This window comes from Sphingomonas sediminicola (genome assembly GCF_049991885.1).
Lineage (GTDB): Bacteria > Pseudomonadota > Alphaproteobacteria > Sphingomonadales > Sphingomonadaceae > Sphingomicrobium > Sphingomicrobium sediminicola.
The window spans coordinates 1,362,798-1,379,108 of record NZ_CP178916.1 but is presented as its reverse complement, the minus strand read 5'-3'; the positions used below and the strand labels follow the sequence as shown (position 1 = coordinate 1,379,108).

Sequence of the window (16,311 nt, the reverse complement as noted above, 5' to 3'; positions counted from 1 at the left end):
ATTCAGCCTTTCATCGCCTCGGCGAGTTTGTTGAGTTTGGTGCGGATGGATGCGTCGATCATCTGGCTGCCCATCTTGATCACGATCCCACCCAGGATTTCAGGGTCGATGCTCGTTTCGATCGCAACGTCGCGACCGGCGCGAGCGCGAAGCTGCTGCTTCAGCGCCGAAAGTTGGTCGTCCTTGAGCGGGTGCGCAGTCACGACCTCGGCAGTGGTCTCACCGCGGTGCTCGGCAGCGAGGCGGCGGAACGCACGGATCACGTTCTGAAGCTGGTTCTTGCGACCGTTCCTGGCGAGCACGCCGAGGAAATTGGCCGTTATCGGATCGAGCGAGAGCTGCTTGGCGACTGCCGCGAACGCCTTCCCGGCCTCCGCGCGGTCGATCAGCGGGCTCGAAGTGAGCTCCGCGAAATCGCGCGAATCCACCAGCGCCTGCGCCAGAAGCCCAAGGCTCTGACCCACCGCATCAATCTGCCGTTCGTCGCGAGCCAGGTTGAACAAAGCAGACGCATAGCGCCCCGCTAAGCTAGCCTGTATGCCGCTGGATGTTTCCACCGCGCTTAAAGCTCCAGAACTGGAATTTGCCCCATGAAAAATGGGGCGCTGCCGCAGGTTAGACCCGCACGCCCCCATGAGTTGGCGCGCCACTAGCAGGGGGTCTTCCAGGATGCAAGGCGGGTGGGCGCGGTTTGAACGCAATCGGCGGGAAGCAGCGCTCTGCGCCAGGCGGTAATGGATCTCCAACAAGGAGATGATGATGACCTATCGCGTTACCGGCCTGGATCCTGCTCCCTACAAGCCGCTGTTCGGCATGAGCGATGACGAGCTCGCCGGCCGTGGGATCGTCCGCATGACGGTCAGCAGCCCGACCTTCCCGTGCCGGGTTAGCCTGACCGACCGCGAGATCGGGGAGTCAGTGCTTCTTCTCAATCATGTCAGCCACGACGTCGACAATCCCTACCGCGCCGCCCACGCCATCTTTGTCACGGAAGGCGAAGAAGAAGCGGCTGAATATATCGACCAGATCCCGCCCGTCTTCGAAAAGCGAATCCTCTCACTCCGCGCATTCGACGACAATGGAATGATGGTCGATGCCGCGCTTGCCCAGCCGGGCGAGGCCGATGGCGTTATCCGCCGCCTGTTCGACAACAAAGCCGTCGATCACATTGACGCGCACAACGCGACCCGCGGCTGCTTCTCAGCCCGGATCGAGCGCTCAACGGCAGCTGCTTAGGTCGGCCACGACCGGGAAATGGTCGGATGCCGGCCGGCCGCCTTCGTAATGCCAGGCGAGCACCGCGTAGCGTTCGATATTAAGCTGCGGACTGACGAATACGAAATCGATCCGGCTGCTTTCCTTCGGAAGCGTCTGGAAATCATTCCAGGTTCCTTCCGGGCCCACTGGTATCGAGCGGGTCGCGTCGTGCGCATCCCGAAGGCCGAGCGCTGAATGGGTCATTGCCTGCACGGGCGGTGTGCCCGGCTCGGTATTGAAATCGCCGGTGACGATGACTGATTCGCCAGGCGCCTTTTTCGCGGCAATCCAGCGAAGAATCTGCCGTGCTCCTTCGAGGCGCGCTACTTTCCCCTCATTGTCCAGATGCGTGTTGACCGCGACGAAGCGCTTCCCGTCGCTGCGCCGGACGAGATGCGCCCAAGTCGCGGTACGGCTGTAAGCTGAGTCCCAACCTTTCGACGGCTTGTCCGGTGTCTCTGAGAGCCAGAAGGTGCCGCTCGACTTAAGCTGAAAGACGGTACGATCGAAGGCGACATTGGAAGACTCGCCCATAGGACCGCTTTCACGAGGCAGCCCGAGAAAGGAGTAATCGGGAAAGGCATGTTCGAGGTCGGCCTGCTGCCCCCGCACCACTTCCTGCAGCCCCAAGATAGCCGGCTTCATCATCTTGATTTGTCCGATGAACTGGTCGCGGCGGGCGGACCAGCGGTTGATCCCGTCGGATTCGAGATCGAGGCGAGTGTTGTAGGTCATCACCCGCAGCGGAGGGCAGGTTTTTGCTGCAGGCGCAGCACCGATCGTCATGGCGCCAACCGCCGCGATCACTATCTTCCTAGTTTGAAAGCAAGCCATGGGAAGCAGGACCTAGACCGCCTCGCTATGCTACGTCCATGTTGATGAAAACCATAGATGCAGATGCGGCCTGGGCGGCCTTCGAGCGCCGCGACCGCAGCTGGGATGGCCGAGTAATCGGAGCAGTCCGGACGACCGGCATCTACTGCAAGCCGAGCTGCCCAGCGCGGCGCCCGAAACGCGAGCATGTCGAGTTCTTCCTTGACGCCGCTGGAGCGCGGGCAGCCGGCTATCGGTCCTGCATGCGCTGCAAGCCGGACGAGGTGGGTCGCGAGGCTCTTGCGGTTACCAAGGCGGTGAAGCTGATCGAGCAGGCGGAAGAGGCGATCAGCCTTTCCGACCTTGCCGAAGCCGTCGGCTATGCGCCTCACCATTTCCAGCGCGTCTTTACGCGCGCCCTCGGTGTCTCTCCAGCCGGATACTGGCGGGGACTTCGCGCAAAGCGCGCCGCCGAGGCTCTTGAGGAGAGTGATCAGGTGACTGAAGCAATCTACGAGGCCGGCTATTCCGGTCCGAGCCGTTTCTACGCGGACGCCAAGGAGCGTCTCGGAATGACTCCTTCGGCATGGCGCGATGGCGGCCGTGGCGAAACCATCCATTGGACGGTCGTCGACAGTGCGCTTGGGCCGCTGCTGGTGGCAAAGACGCCGAAGGGCATTTGCCGCCTAACTTTCGAGGAAGACGAGAGTGCGCTGCGCCGGAACTTCCCGAACGCCAATCTCGTGGCGGACGATGGATCGATGGCCGACCTGATCGAAGGTGTTTTGACCGCCATCGATCATCCGCAATCGGCTCCCGAGCTTCCGATCGATGTGCGTGGGACGGCATTCCAGGAGGCCGTCTGGCGCGAGCTCCGCAAGATTCCGCTCGGCCAGACCCGCAGCTACGCCGATATCGCGAGAGCGGTCGGTCAGCCGGGCGCAATGCGCGCGGTCGGGACTGCCAACGGCTCGAACCCGGTCGCCGTGCTCGTTCCCTGCCATCGCGTAATTCGCTCGGACGGCTCGCTTGGCGGCTATGCCGGCGGCCTGGACCGCAAGCGTAAGCTTCTGAAGGCCGAGGGCGCCGACCCGCTGCTGATCTGAGGACGCTAACGCTTCGCCTTCTGTCGCTTTCTCTCGTCTTCCTCGAGCATGACGAGGGCGCCCTTTCCGTCGCCCGCCTTGATCTTCTCCATGATCTCGAGGTTACGGCGTTTTTCCCTCGGGAAATGTGGACTGAAGGCTATGGGGGCAAACAGGTCCTTCGCGTCGGCCGCGTCGGTATCGCGGAGTAGTTGCCGGACCGCTGTCAGGCGGAGATCGTCATCTTGGGGAACTAGGTCGACCGCGAACAGCAGCCCGTCGATGGCCTGTGCGGGCGGGGGCACGCCTTCCTCTACAAAGCTCTGGTAATAGTACATGAGCGGCTCCGGCGAGTTGAGGTCCAGCCGGTTGGCCTTCGAGAAATGGCTGCGGATTGCGGTCCAATTCGCCGACTTCGGATTTTTCTTTGCCAGCTCCAGCCCGGCGCGGCCCTTGTAGATCAGCGCCTTGAAGGACTTCGGATTCAAGGCCAGGGCCTGGTCGGCGGCAACCGATGCTTCTTCGTATTTTCTTGCCTGGAATTCAGCCTGCGCGAGAGTTTCCATTACGATCGCACTGCGGGGGAATTTCTCCGCTGCCGATCTTGCTCCCCCGAGCACCATGCGAGCCGCAGCCGAATCCTCCATCTGCGCCTCCAGCTTCATGCGCACCGGAAGAATTTCCTGCTCGTCATCCCGAAGAGTCCGCACCTCAACGGGGCCGACCTTGATCATCGAAGCAGGGATGATGCGGGTCGGCAGGGTGTCTCGACCGCGATAAGTGTTGAGCTCCTTCTCGAGCTTCTTGAGATCCCCAAGCGACTGTTTCGCGGCATCAAGGGCCGGAACGCCCTTCTGGATCAGGTCTACATACTTGGTCGTTTGCCCGCGCCGCGACGGCTCGAACGCCAGATAATGGGCGAGCAGCCAGCCGCTGCTGTACTGGGAAATCCATTCCTCGTCGGTAGTCTGATTATAGATGCCCCCGAGCATGTCCGGCAGCGACATTCCGCGAAGGAGGCGCAGCCACGCGCCGCGGTAATGCGGCGGCTCGCCGAATTCCACCGAGCCATCCGGAAGCAGTTCGGCCGGAGCGAAGAACTCCGCATAGCCTTCGACCATCCACGTCGGATAGGCGGCTGTTGCGTCCTGAAGCATCAGGTGATGCAGATATTCGTGGAAGAAGACGGTCCTGCCGTCGAGATCCCAGCGATCCCGCTTCGGTTCGCTGTTGGCGAAGGAAACGGGCCCAGACGCGCGGCCGAAGTAGACGCCCGCGATGCCGCCGATCCCGGTAACGTTCGAGACTTCCTGCGAATCCCGCAGCGTGTAGAGCGTAAGGCGGCTGGTTGAGGTGGGCGGCGGGTCCTTCATCTGGCGCACGGCCCGAACGGCGCTGTCGAAGCGCTCCAGCTCCGTCGCATAGGCGCGCAAAGCATCCGGCTTCTGCTTGGAATAGATTATGAAGTGGTTGGTTCTGGCCTCGTTCCACTGGGCCAGTGCTTGCGACGGCGCGAGTGCGAGCGCCGTCAACGCTGCAAGCCTTAGAAACATTTGTGATTCCCCTCAATCAACAAGGGGAAATTAGCGCAGCGAAAACAGCTGTCTAGAGGAAGCTGTAGGGGTCGACGTCGACGCTCACGCGGACCTTCGGGCTCCATTCGATTTTGGCCAGCCAGTCGCGGATGACGTCCTGCACGTCGAGACTTCGGGCGGCGTGAACGAGAAGGCGTTGGCGGTGCCGGCCGCGAAGCATCGCGAGGGGGGCGGGGGCAGGACCGAAGACCGCCATTCCATCCACCTTGGGTGCGGCATTTCCGATGCGACGGGCGACGGAATCCGCTTGCGAGGAATCCTCTGCGGACACGACGATCGCGGCCAGTCGCCCGAACGGCGGCATCGCGGCGTCGCGGCGGGCTTCGGTTTCAGCGGCGTAGAAGCCGGGCGCATCTCCGGAAACGAGCGCCGCAATGACCGGAGCTTCCGGATCGTGCGTCTGCACCAACACCCGGCCCGGCTTGTCGCCGCGGCCGGCCCGGCCCGCGACCTGCTGGATCTGCTGAAAGCTGCGCTCTGCTGCGCGGAGGTCGCCGCCGGCAAGGCCGAGGTCGGCATCGACGACGCCGACCAGGGTCAGGTTGGGGAAGTGATAGCCCTTGGTGACGAGCTGGGTGCCGATCACGATATCGATCGCTCCGGCTTCCATCTGGGCGACGAATTCCGCGGCGCGTGCCGGGGACCAGATGGTGTCGGACGTGACGATTGCGGTCCGCGCATCCGGGAAGAGCGCCGCCACCTCATCGGCAATTCGCTCGACGCCGGGACCGCAGGCAACGAGGCTGTCCTCCTCGCCGCACTCCGGGCAGACCTTGGGCGGCGGCATGACGTGCCCGCAGTGATGACAGGCAAGCCGGGCCATCAGCCGATGCTCAACCATCCACGCGGTGCAGTTCGGGCATTGGAAGCGATGGCCGCAATGGCGGCAGAGGGTCAGCGGAGCAAAGCCGCGTCGATTGAGGAAGAGCAGCGACTGTTCGCCTCGTTCCAGATTGGCTTTCAGTTCAGCCACCAGGCTTGGCGCCAGCCACCGCCCGCGTAGCGGCGGATCTTCCGTCAGATTGATTGCCCGGATTTCCGGCATGCTCGCACCGGCAAATCGCCGGCTGAGCGTCACCTCGCGATAGCGGCCGATTTCGACCATGTGCCGCGTCTCGATCGCTGGCGTGGCGGAGGAAAGGATGACCGGAACGTCCTCGAACTTCCCGCGCATCACCGCGACGTCGCGCGCGTGGTACGGGACGCCTTCCTCCTGCTTGAAGCTGGGTTCGTGCGCCTCGTCGACGACGATCAGGCCGAGCTTCGCGTAAGGCAGGAATAGCGACGAGCGAGCGCCGACGGTAACCTTGGCCTCGCCGCTGACGATCGCACGCCAGGCGCGGCGGCGTTGCGACGAGCGAAGGTCCGAATGCCAGGCCACCGGCTCACAGCCGAAGCGGCTGGTGAAGCGCTTCAGGAACGGCTCGGTCAGCGCGATTTCAGGAAGCAGGACGAGCGCCTGTTTCCCTTGCCTAAGACATTCGGCGATCGCTTCGAAATAGACTTCTGTCTTGCCCGACCCGGTTACGCCATCGAGCAGGACCGGATCGAAGCCCTTGCCGATGGCGAACGAAAGACTTGCCGCCGCCTCGACTTGTTCCTCGTTGAGCTCGGGCGGCGCGAATTCCGGATCGGGGACGGGCAGGGGCCGGTCGGCCTCGACCGCGACTGATTCCAACGCGCCGGCATTCACTAGTCCGCGCATCACTGCATCGCTGACTTCGGCATGGTCGGCGAGCTCGCGGACGGTGCCCTGGCGACCTTCGATTGCGGCCAGGGCCTTAAGCCGTTGCGGCGTCATTCGGTCGGGCTGAAAGCCGGTCGGGCGGTACTCCGTCAGCTGTCGAGGGCCCTCGAGCGCACTTGACGAAGGAAGGATCATGCGGAGCACCGACGCGAGCGGCGAGAGATAGTAATCCGCCGTCCACTCCGCGAGCCGCCGCAGCGGGGTAGCGATCGGCGGGACATCCAAGGTTCCGATGATCGGCCGGAGTCGATTGTCACCTACCTCTTCAGTCGGTAGCCGCTCCGGCTCCCAGGCGACGCCCAGAAGTTGCCGCGGCCCGAGCGGCGCGACCAGAACCGTCCCTGGCTCGACGTGCATGTCGTCGGGCACTCGATAGTCGAGCGGCCCGAGCGCTGCATTGAGGGTAACGACACGGGCGCGGTTCATCGGCTAAGGGGACTTCGGGGTTGCGGGACGAGGACCTCTAACAAGAGGACTAGTCCGATGATTGCAAGACGCTGGCACGGGCGGGTGCCCGGTTCGAAGGCCGGAGAATATCTCCGGCTGATGAACGATGTAGGCTTGGCCGATTACCGATCAACCGAAGGGAACCGCGGGGCGTGGTGCCTGCACCGCCGCGCGGGCGATGTCGTCCATGTCGAGATGTTCACCCTGTGGGACGATCTCGGGGCGATCCACCGCTTTGCCGGGGACGACATTGCGAAGGCGAAATTTTACGACTTCGACCCCGACTTCCTCCTCGAACTGGAGCCCGAGGTTACGCACTTTCAGGTGATCGAAGGCTGAAGCCTACTTGCCCCGCTTCTTGCGGTGCTGGTCGAAATCGAGGACCGACGTCTCGTCGTCGGCCGGCAGCAGGCCGAGGCGGCGCGCGACTTCCTGATAGGCTTCCTCGACGCCGCCGAGATCCTGGCGGAAGCGGTCCTTGTCGAGCTTCTCGTTCGACTTGACGTCCCACAGTCGGCAGCCGTCCGGGCTGATCTCGTCAGCGAGGATGATGCGGGCATAGTCGCCGTCCCACACCCGGCCAAATTCCAGCTTGAAATCGACCAGGCGGATGCCGATCGCGGCGAACATGCCGCTGAGGAAGTCGTTCACGCGGATCGCCATGTCAGCGATGTCGTTCATCTCTTCCTGGCTGGCCCAGCCGAAGCAGGCGATATGCTCTTCGGAGATCATTGGATCGCCGAGCGCATCGTCCTTGTAATAATATTCGATAATCGTCCGCGGGAGCTGCGTGCCCTCCTCAATGCCGAGGCGCTTCGTCAGCGACCCCGCAGCGACATTGCGGATGACGACCTCGATCGGGACGATCTCGACCTGGCGAATGAGCTGCTCGCGCATGTTCACTCGGCGGATGAAGTGCGTCGGAACTCCGATCGTCTGCAGCGCGAGGAAGATGTGCTCTGAAATGCGGTTGTTGAGAACGCCCTTGCCGCTGATCGTCCCTCGCTTCTGCGCGTTGAACGCGGTCGCGTCGTCCTTGAAGTACTGGATGAGCGTGCCGGGCTCGGGACCCTCGTAAAGGATCTTTGCCTTGCCTTCATAGATCTGGCGGCGCCGGGCCATTGCTGTCGCTTTACTCCACCCCCCGGGGATCGGGGAGGGGCGGCTATAGGCGAGCCGTCCCCCTCCCGCAATCAAGCAGAGTTGCGTTACTTGCTGGCTAACGACTGATCGAGCGTGTTCACATACTTGCTTCCGTTGAGCACTTGGATGGTGGAGCCTTTCAACCCATCTCCGATGGGCTCTGCGCGGCCTCCCAAGCATGGCTGGAGGAAGTTTTCGGCGACCGCATTGAACGCGATGTTGTTGGCTGGTCGGGCAAAGCCGTGGCCCTCGTCAGGGAAGAGGACGTAGGTAACGGGAATGTTCTTCGCCTTCATGGCGTCCACGATCTGGTCGGACTCCCGCTTGTTCACGCGAGGATCGTTCGCGCCCTGGCCAATCAGGAGCGGCTTCTTGATCCGGTCCGTATAGGTCAACGGAGACACTTCCTTCAGGAGCGCTCGACCTGCTTCGGTCGTCGGATCACCCATCCGCTGATAGAATTGCTGCTTGAAGGCTTCCCAATAGGGCGGAATGGTCTCGAGCAGCGTGAACAGGTTCGACGGCCCGACGATATCGACGCCGCACGCGAACTTGTCCGGAGTGAAGGTCAGGCCTGCAAGGGTCGCATAGCCTCCATAGCTCCCGCCCATGATCGCGACCTTGTCGGGCGTGGTGACGCCATTCGCGACCGCCCAATCGACGCTGTCGATCAAGTCGTCGTGCATCTTCTTGCCCCATTGCAGGTTCCCGGCCGCCAGGAACTCCTTACCGAAGCCGGTGGAGGCCCGGTAATTGACGGAGAGGACGGCATAGCCGCGGTTGGCGAGCCACTGGTGGTAGGGATTGTAGCCGAACTCGTCCCTCGCCCAAGGTCCGCCGTGGACGAACAACACCATCGGAGCGGCGCGATCCGGCTTGCCGTCGCGATTGGCGTCGGCGCTGGCCGGAAGCGTCAAGTAGCTCGGCAGGGTCAGCCCGTCGCGAGCCTTGATCTCGACTGGCCACATCGGGACGAGCGGAGCGCCGACGAGCTCGGGACGGCCGGTGTACAGTTTGGTCAGGGTCCCGGCCTTGCGGTCGAACAGATAGACAGCGGAAGGCTCGACGACCTTGTCCGCGCTGACGATCCACTTATCGTCCGCGTCGGTCCTCGCCTGGACGTTCGGCGAAGCGCCCAGCTTGTACTTCAGCCATTCGAGCGTGGCGCCGATGTCCTTGTCCAGCGCGCTCCATTCCGGCTTCAGATATTCCGCCTGATAAGCCTCGACCTGAAGGGTCTTCGGATTCGTAAGCGTGCCGCTGATGTCGGCCTTCGGACTTTCGCCGATAACCTTCGTTTCTCCGCTCGCGACATCCTGAGCGATAAGGGCCGCCGTGTTCCTGCCGCGGCTGTCGATCCAGTAGAGCGTCTTGTTGTCGGCGGTGAATCCGGCGGGATTTGTCGTCAGCGCGTCTTCGAGGCCAACGGTCGCGAACGGCTTGGTTTCGATCTTCCCGTTGGAGATTCGGTAATAGTCCATGCCGCCGTCGTCGCGGGACTTCAATGCCATCCTCAAATGAAGGTCGTTATCGGCAAGGAAGCCGCCGTAGCCGGTGTTGCGCTGCACGAGCGTGAGCTTGCCGGTCTTGAGGTTCAGGCTGTGAACGTCGTGCCATTTGGGATCGCGGTTGTTCAGGCCGACGAGGATCCGGTCCTTATGCCGGCTCGAGATGCCAACGACTTCCGCGCGAGTCTTCTTAAACGGCGTGAGGGTGGTCTGCTTTGCGGTCGCGACATCCACTCCATAGAGCAGGAAGTTCTCGTCGCCGCCCTTGTCCTGGATGAACAGAATCTGTTTCGAATCCGGGGTCCAGAAATATGAGCGGATTGGGCGCTCACGCTCGTTCGTGAGCGGCTTGGCGGCATCGATATTGTCGACAGGTGCTACCCAGATATTGAGGACGCCGTCGCGCGGAGCGGTGAAGCTCAGCCATTTTCCGTCGGGAGAGATGCGGCCGTAGGCCTTGACCGGATTTCCGAAGAGCTTGGTCCGCTCTATCAGCGGCGGGTCGGAAGGCTCGGCTGCAATGAGCGTCGATGAAGTGACGAACGCTGACGCAAGAAACGTTACTCGGATCGCTGTTCGCATGAATGCCCCCTCAGATTGATGGGGCGAATTCTGCACTCAAGATCTTGGGGAGGCGAGTCTTTCTTAATCTGAATTAAACACAGTGAGGAACGCGGCGCGTGCTAGTCCGCGTTCCTCACCATTGCATCACGCTCATCCGACATCCTTCGAAGGCGTGACGTTGCGAGCCAGGGGGCGTTCCATTCGAAGCGGTGCACAGCGGCAAGGCTCTTGCTGACTTCGCGACCGATCGTGGCGAACAGCCGGTCGAGACCAGCATTCAATTCGTTGCGACCGGACTGGTATTGGCGGTCGAAAATTTCATCGATCATGGTGATCACCCTTTCCTCGTTCCTTCTGTTTAGAGCGCGATCGGCAGCTCGCTGCTGTCGTTCGCGGCCTCCTTGAGCGCCTTCTCGATCAGTTCGAGGCGGTGCTCGGCATCGAGTCCGGCCCAAGCACGGAACGCGTCGCTGGAGCTCCGCGAATGTGCTGCGGCCGCCTGGAGCGCGGGCCCGTTCTCGACGAACAGGCGTGGATTGAGTCCATAAGCCATGTTTGCGTCCTCCTTTTTCGCCGCCGCCGGTTCGGGGGGTTGGGGAGAGGATCCCATTTGGTCCGGCGGCGGCTTGTGATCTATCTACGGATTCGATCGTTTCGGGGCCAATCAAAGCCTCGACAAAGGGCATAAGCTGGGCTTATGTAAACGGATGCGACGCCTGCCACCCCTCGCTGCCGTTCGGGCCTTTGAAGCCGCAGCCCGCAATGAGAGCTTCACCGCTGCTGCGGCCGAGCTCGGGCTGACGCAAGCCGCCGTCTCGTATCAGGTTAAAGCATTGGAAGAGCGGCTCGGTGCTCCACTGTTCGTGCGAGAACGTGGACGCGCCCGGCTCACCCCGCTGGGCCACCGGCTTCTTCCGACGCTAAGCCAGGCCTTCGACTCTATCGAGGCGGCTTTCACGACCCAGCGCGAGGAGGACGAAAGCCTACTGACGATCACGACCACCCATACGTTTGCGAACACCTGGCTGGCGTGGCGGCTCGGCGCATTCCAGATGGCTCACCCGGAGCTTGCCGTTCGCATGTCGACCAGCAACGACATCGTCGACCTGAAAGCCGGCGACGCAGATATCGCTATACGTGCAGGCCCCGGTCACTGGCCGGGTCTCGAGACCCATAAGCTTTTCGAGTCCCAGTTCACGCCGATGGCGAGCCCGGAGTGCCTGGCCGCCGAAGAGCGCAAGTTGGGCCGGAAGCTGCAGCCGTCGGACATGCCGACCGCGCACATCATCAATCCGGGCGACGACTGGTGGCAGCAATGGTTCTGCGACAATGGCGTTGCTCCCGACGAGAAAGCCCTTAGGCGTCCCGGCATTCGCCTCGACAACCAGGCGAACGAAGGTCATGCGGCGATGGCGGGGCAGGGCTTCGCGCTGCTGACACCGTTCCTGTGGCAAGGCGACGTCGCGGCCGGGCGTCTGGTGGTCCCGTTCCCGGAGAGCATTTCGGCGCGCGGTTGGGCCTATTGGCTGGTGCTCCCTCCGGAGCGGCGCATGGTGCCCAAGGTGAAGCGGTTCCGTGAATGGCTGCTCGCGGTCATGGAAGAGGCGAGGCAACCCGCTCTTTCAGACGCGGCGATGGAGATCTGAGCTGCGCTAGTCGTCGCCCTGGTCGTCTCTTCGATCGGGTTCGACACGGCCGACAAGTCGCTGACCTAGCCATACCTCGCAGTGCACGGCCTGGTTGAAACGCCGAGCGGATTCGAGCGCCGCAGCGTCATCCGCGGCGTCAATCCATTCGGCGGCCCAAACTTTTCCGGCCCCGTCGAGACAATAGACTCGATAAGCTTCCAATCCTGCGCCCCCCGGCGATAGCCGTTTGTATCATCGAATGAAAAGGCGGTTCAATTCGACTCCGCAACGATCAAAAGTTCGCTCGCAATTGCCGCTTAACGGGTGACGGCGGTCCGATCCCGTTGCTAAGCGTGGCGGATGGACCCGAATTCAGAATCCTCCGTCATCGATACCCCATTCGACGCCGCTCTGTCGGAGCGTTACCTCGTCTACGCCCTCTCAACGATCACCGCGCGTTCGCTTCCGGACGTCCGAGACGGCCTGAAGCCGGTCCATCGGCGCCTCTTGTGGGCGATGCGTCTCCTGAGGCTCGATCCGGCCGGCGCGTACAAGAAGAGCGCCCGTGTCGTCGGCGACGTTATCGGCAAATACCACCCGCACGGGGACCAGAGCGTCTACGATGCCATGGTCCGCCTCGCGCAGGATTTTGCGCTTCGTTATCCGCTGGTCGACGGACAGGGGAATTTCGGCAACATCGACGGCGATAACGCCGCTGCCTATCGCTACACCGAGGCCAAGCTGACGCCCGTCGCCATGGCTCTAATGGCCGGCATCGACGAAGGAGCGGTCGACTTCCGCCCGACCTACAACGGCGAAGAGGAAGAGCCCGAAGTCTTCCCCGGCCTGTTCCCGAACCTGCTCGCCAATGGAGCGAGCGGCATTGCGGTCGGCATGGCGACCTCTATCCCGCCGCACAATGTAAGCGAGCTGATCGAGGCCGCGATCAAGTTGATTGAGGAGCCCAAGACCGACGATCGCGACATCCTGCAGATCGTAAAGGGTCCGGATTTCCCGACCGGCGGCAAGCTCGTTGACGATCCGCAAACGATCGAACGCGCCTATGTCAGTGGCCGCGGTTCTTTCCGCCTTCGCGCGACCGTTGAGAAGGTCGCCGAGAAGGGCGGCGGCTGGCACTTGTTGGTCACCGAGATTCCGTACGGCGTTCAGAAGAGCAAACTCATCGAGCAAATTGCCGAACTGATCGGCGAAAAGAAGCTGCCGATCCTCGCGGACGTGCGGGATGAAAGTGCCGACGATCTGCGCATCATCCTCGAGCCGCGCGCTCGAACCGTTGACGCCGCGCTCCTGGAAGAGAGCCTCTACCGGCTAACGGATCTTGAGGTGCGGTTTCCGCTCAATCTCAATGTGCTCGACGAGAACCGCACGCCGGTGGTGATGAGTCTCAAGGAGGCTCTCTCGGCCTGGCTCAAGTTTCAGATCGAAGTGCTGGTCCGCAAGAGCCAGGTCCGCATTGGAAAGATCGACGACCGTCTGGAGCTCCTTGACGGCTTCCTTATCGCCTTCCTCAACCTCGACCGGGTTATCGAGATCATTCGCACTGAGGACGAGCCCAAGCCCGTGCTGATGACGGAGTTCTCGCTCTCGGACCGCCAGGCCGAAGCGATCCTCAACATGCGGCTGCGCTCGCTCCGCCGGCTCGAGGAGATGGAAATCGGTCGCGAGCGCGAGAAGCTCGCGAAGGAACGGGAAGAGTTGGTCAAGCTGGTCGCCGAGTTCCCTCGCCAGCGGCGGCGCCTCAAGAAGGATCTTGAAGCCCTGAAGCAGCAGTTCGGGGACTATCGCCGCACGCGCATCGAGGAAGTCGCTGCGACACGGGAGATCGACTGGTCGGCAATGATCGAGAAGGAGCCGATCACCGTCATCCTGTCGCAGCGTGGCTGGATCCGGGCTATGCGCGGCCACGTCGCACTAGACGACGCCGAGACGCTGAAATTCCGCGAAGGCGATGCGCTCGATACGATCTTTCATGCGCAGACGACCGACCGGCTGGCGCTCTTCGCCGCCAATGGCCGTGTCTACACGCTCGGCGGCGACAAGCTTCCCGGCGGGCGTGGCTTCGGCGAGCCAGTGCGGCTTTCGATCGACCTCGACGCGGAGGTCGATATCGTTGAGCTAATGGTGATCCGGGCCGACACGAAGCTGCTGATCGCTTCCAGCGACGGAAAGGGCTTCCTAACGAGCGGCGAGGCCACGCTCGCGGAGACCCGCAAGGGTAAGCAACTCGTCAACTTGCGATCGGGCGCGAGGGTCGCGGTCGTTCGCCAGGTTCCGGAAGGTGCCGATGCAGTCAGTGTCGTGGGCGAGAACCGCAAGATGCTCGTGTTCCCGATCTCGGAATTGCCCGAGCTCGCACGCGGACAGGGCGTAACGCTTCAACGATACCGCGACGGCGGTCTCTCCGATGTGATCGCATTCCGGCTCACCGACGGCCTGAGCTGGGCGCTGGGTGGCGAAAGCGGTCGAACCCGCACCGAAACGGACCTGAGCCCGTGGCGCGCAGCGCGCGGTGCGGCTGGGCGGATGCCACCTATCGGTTTTCCCCGCTCGAACAAGTTCGACTGACCGACAATATTAACCAGGGTTAACTCGGTTTACCTCTGCGCCGGATACTCCGAATTAACCTACTCGCCGTAAACCGGCTTCTATGCAGGCTGCAGTCAACCGCCTGCCGAACCGCAAAACCGGTCGGCAGGGGGAAAATCACCATGCTAAGGCGCACCTCGCGATGGGTGACGATGCGGCATTGCTCGGCGCATTGCCCATCGCTGCGGCCGTGATCGGCGATCAGGACGGTTGCCTGAAAGTCCTCGATTATAACGACCGGTTCATGGAAACCGTCGAGCTGTCGACCTGCAGGGCAATCGACTGGAATGATGCGGACTGTTTGAAGGATGGCGCGATCGCCGAGGTCCTTCGCGAATTCTTTGGTGATTTCTCGTCGCCCGGGGAGCTGGATTTCCGCGACGGTGAGGGCGTTTCGGCCCGCTATTTCAAAATGAAACTTGCGCCATTGCCGCAAGGCAAGGGTTCATTCCCTCGCTGCCTGCTGAGCCTCGTCGACCGCACGGTCGAAGCGCAGGCGGAACGCTCGCTGCGCGCCGAAATGCTGCGCGACAGCCTTACAGGCCTGCCCAACCGCCTCGCCTTTACGGAAAAGGTTGAGCAACTCGACCACGACGGAAAGCGTGACGTCGAGCATGCCGTCCTTGTCGTCGACATGCTGCGCTTCTCGCGGATCAACGAGAGCATGGGCAGCCTCGCCGGCGACGAGCTTCTGATCACCTTCGCTCGCAGGTTGATGTCCGCGCTTCGTGGCGGCGACGTGCTGGCGCGCACGGGGGGCAATGAATTCGGCGTATTGGTGACCTTGCGCCGCGGCGTTGTCGACGCTCTCGCAGCGGCCGATCGCATCCAGGAGGTGTTGGCGGCTCCGTTCAAGATCTCGGACCTAGAGATCCGCGTCGAATGCGCCATCGGGCTCGCGCTGATGACTGCGGGGCAGGACGCCGAAGAGTTGTTCCGCAACGCTCAGTTCGCAGTCAAGCAAGCGAAGCAGGTCGGCAAACCGCAAGTCTACGAAGCGAGGCAGGCCAGCGAAGCTCGCCGACGCTTCTCGATCGAGACGGAGCTGCGTCGCGCACTCGACAAGGACCAGCTGAAGCTGTTTTACCAGCCGCTCATCGACCTCAAGTCCGGCCAAGTCGCGGGTTTCGAAGCTCTCGCGCGCTGGGAGCATGAGGATCGCGGCGAGATCAGTCCGACGGAGTTCATTCCCGTCGCCGAGGAATCGGGGCTCATCCTGCAGCTAGGCCGCTGGGCGATGCACACCGCCGCGGACACGCTGGCAGACTGGGACCGCAAGGCCGGCGAGCCGCTACCGCTTTACGTTGGCGTGAACCTTTCCGCGATTCAGGTCGCCCGGGACGACATTGCAGCCGTCGTCTCGAGCGCCCTGAAGTCGAGCGGACTGAAAGGCGATCGCCTCACCCTCGAACTCACCGAGAGCTCGATCGTGCAAGACCCCGCACGCGCGACCCGTGTGTTCGACGCACTGAAGTCGCTCGACGCAACGGTCGCGATGGACGATTTCGGCACCGGCTATTCGAGCCTCGCCTATCTCCAGCGGCTGCCGATCGACGTGCTGAAAATCGACCGCAGCTTCGTCACCGGCATGATGGTCGATCCCGACAGCGTGGCGATCGTCCGCGCCGTGCTTAGCCTGGCCGATGCGCTCGGCATGTCCACGACGGCCGAGGGCATCGAGACCGTCGAGCTTGCAACGACGCTGGCGACGCTGGGATGTGCAAGCGGGCAGGGCTTCTACTTCGCCAAACCGCTGGAGGCAGAGGCAGCGCTCGAATACTGGAAATCCCGCAAGCGCCACTAGTCGCCGGCACTTGAAATCCGCCCCGCAATGCTGTGTTCACGAGTACACAGTCAGTCTGCGTAATTGCGTGAGGGGGTCAAAAAGTTGAACCTCCGACACCATACGGGCATTGT

14 protein-coding genes are annotated in these 16,311 nt (G+C 62.6%); 6 read left to right on the top strand and 8 right to left on the bottom strand.

Features of this window, described 5'->3' with window-relative positions; all coding sequences use genetic code 11:
• Window positions 1-2: 2 nt before the first annotated feature.
• Complete coding sequence (locus ACMC5O_RS07130; protein WP_426692605.1) at window positions 3-557, bottom strand: F0F1 ATP synthase subunit delta; 555 nt, start codon at window positions 555-557, stop codon at window positions 3-5.
• A gap of 196 nt (window positions 558-753) precedes the next feature.
• Here ACMC5O_RS07130 and ACMC5O_RS07125 point away from each other — a divergent pair, with 196 nt between their 5' ends.
• Window positions 754-1,236, top strand: a complete 483-nt coding sequence (locus ACMC5O_RS07125; RefSeq protein ID WP_343070224.1) for a DUF1203 domain-containing protein — start codon at window positions 754-756, stop codon at window positions 1,234-1,236.
• Here the strand turns inward: ACMC5O_RS07125 and ACMC5O_RS07120 are convergent.
• The gene (locus tag ACMC5O_RS07120) at window positions 1,219-2,064 is read right to left on the bottom strand and encodes an endonuclease/exonuclease/phosphatase family protein (protein ID WP_187709354.1); all 846 of its coding nucleotides are present in this window, start codon (window positions 2,062-2,064) and stop codon (window positions 1,219-1,221) included. The genes ACMC5O_RS07125 and ACMC5O_RS07120 overlap by 18 nt on opposite strands.
• A gap of 71 nt (window positions 2,065-2,135) precedes the next feature.
• Here ACMC5O_RS07120 and ACMC5O_RS07115 point away from each other — a divergent pair, with 71 nt between their 5' ends.
• A complete protein-coding gene (locus ACMC5O_RS07115; RefSeq protein WP_426693507.1) occupies window positions 2,136-3,176 on the top strand; it encodes a bifunctional transcriptional activator/DNA repair enzyme AdaA in 1,041 nt (346 codons plus the stop codon).
• 5 nt (window positions 3,177-3,181) lie between these two features.
• Here the strand turns inward: ACMC5O_RS07115 and ACMC5O_RS07110 are convergent, their stop codons facing one another.
• Both ACMC5O_RS07110 and ACMC5O_RS07105 read right to left on the bottom strand, forming a co-directional pair.
• Window positions 3,182-4,708: a hypothetical protein gene (locus ACMC5O_RS07110; protein ID WP_426693506.1), complete on the bottom strand. Its 1,527-nt coding sequence runs from the start codon at window positions 4,706-4,708 to the stop codon at window positions 3,182-3,184.
• 52 nt (window positions 4,709-4,760) lie between these two features.
• The gene (locus tag ACMC5O_RS07105) at window positions 4,761-6,923 is read right to left on the bottom strand and encodes a primosomal protein N' (protein WP_426693505.1); all 2,163 of its coding nucleotides are present in this window, start codon (window positions 6,921-6,923) and stop codon (window positions 4,761-4,763) included.
• 57 nt (window positions 6,924-6,980) lie between these two features.
• Between ACMC5O_RS07105 and ACMC5O_RS07100 the strand changes: the two genes are divergently transcribed.
• Window positions 6,981-7,283: an antibiotic biosynthesis monooxygenase gene (locus ACMC5O_RS07100; RefSeq protein WP_187709358.1), complete on the top strand. Its 303-nt coding sequence runs from the start codon at window positions 6,981-6,983 to the stop codon at window positions 7,281-7,283.
• A 3-nt stretch (window positions 7,284-7,286) separates the two neighbouring features.
• Here ACMC5O_RS07100 and purC read toward each other — a convergent pair whose 3' ends face one another.
• The 4 genes from purC to ACMC5O_RS07080 all read right to left on the bottom strand — a co-directional run bounded on the left by purC (window position 7,287) and on the right by ACMC5O_RS07080 (window position 10,712).
• Window positions 7,287-8,066, bottom strand: a complete 780-nt coding sequence (purC, locus tag ACMC5O_RS07095) for a phosphoribosylaminoimidazolesuccinocarboxamide synthase (RefSeq protein ID WP_187709359.1) — start codon at window positions 8,064-8,066, stop codon at window positions 7,287-7,289.
• A gap of 86 nt (window positions 8,067-8,152) precedes the next feature.
• Window positions 8,153-10,177, bottom strand: coding sequence for a S9 family peptidase (locus ACMC5O_RS07090; RefSeq protein WP_187709360.1), 2,025 nt, complete (start codon window positions 10,175-10,177; stop codon window positions 8,153-8,155).
• 101 nt (window positions 10,178-10,278) lie between these two features.
• The gene (locus tag ACMC5O_RS07085; RefSeq protein ID WP_426693504.1) at window positions 10,279-10,488 is read right to left on the bottom strand and encodes a hypothetical protein; all 210 of its coding nucleotides are present in this window, start codon (window positions 10,486-10,488) and stop codon (window positions 10,279-10,281) included.
• Window positions 10,489-10,517: 29 nt separating this feature from the next.
• The gene (locus ACMC5O_RS07080; RefSeq protein ID WP_187709362.1) at window positions 10,518-10,712 is read right to left on the bottom strand and encodes a hypothetical protein; all 195 of its coding nucleotides are present in this window, start codon (window positions 10,710-10,712) and stop codon (window positions 10,518-10,520) included.
• Between the two features lie 154 nt (window positions 10,713-10,866).
• On the opposite strand from ACMC5O_RS07080, the gene ACMC5O_RS07075 reads away from it, so the two are divergent.
• The 3 genes from ACMC5O_RS07075 (at window position 10,867) to ACMC5O_RS07065 (ending at window position 16,198) form a co-directional block, all read left to right on the top strand.
• The gene (locus ACMC5O_RS07075; protein ID WP_187709363.1) at window positions 10,867-11,805 is read left to right on the top strand and encodes a LysR substrate-binding domain-containing protein; all 939 of its coding nucleotides are present in this window, start codon (window positions 10,867-10,869) and stop codon (window positions 11,803-11,805) included.
• A gap of 342 nt (window positions 11,806-12,147) precedes the next feature.
• On the top strand, window positions 12,148-14,373 hold the full coding sequence (gene parC / locus ACMC5O_RS07070) for a DNA topoisomerase IV subunit A (protein ID WP_187709364.1): 2,226 nt from the start codon (window positions 12,148-12,150) through the stop codon (window positions 14,371-14,373).
• A 163-nt stretch (window positions 14,374-14,536) separates the two neighbouring features.
• Window positions 14,537-16,198 carry a putative bifunctional diguanylate cyclase/phosphodiesterase gene (locus tag ACMC5O_RS07065; RefSeq protein ID WP_187709856.1) on the top strand — a complete coding sequence of 554 codons (1,662 nt, stop codon included), beginning with the start codon at window positions 14,537-14,539 and terminating at the stop codon, window positions 16,196-16,198.
• The last annotated feature ends 113 nt before the right edge of the window (window positions 16,199-16,311 follow it).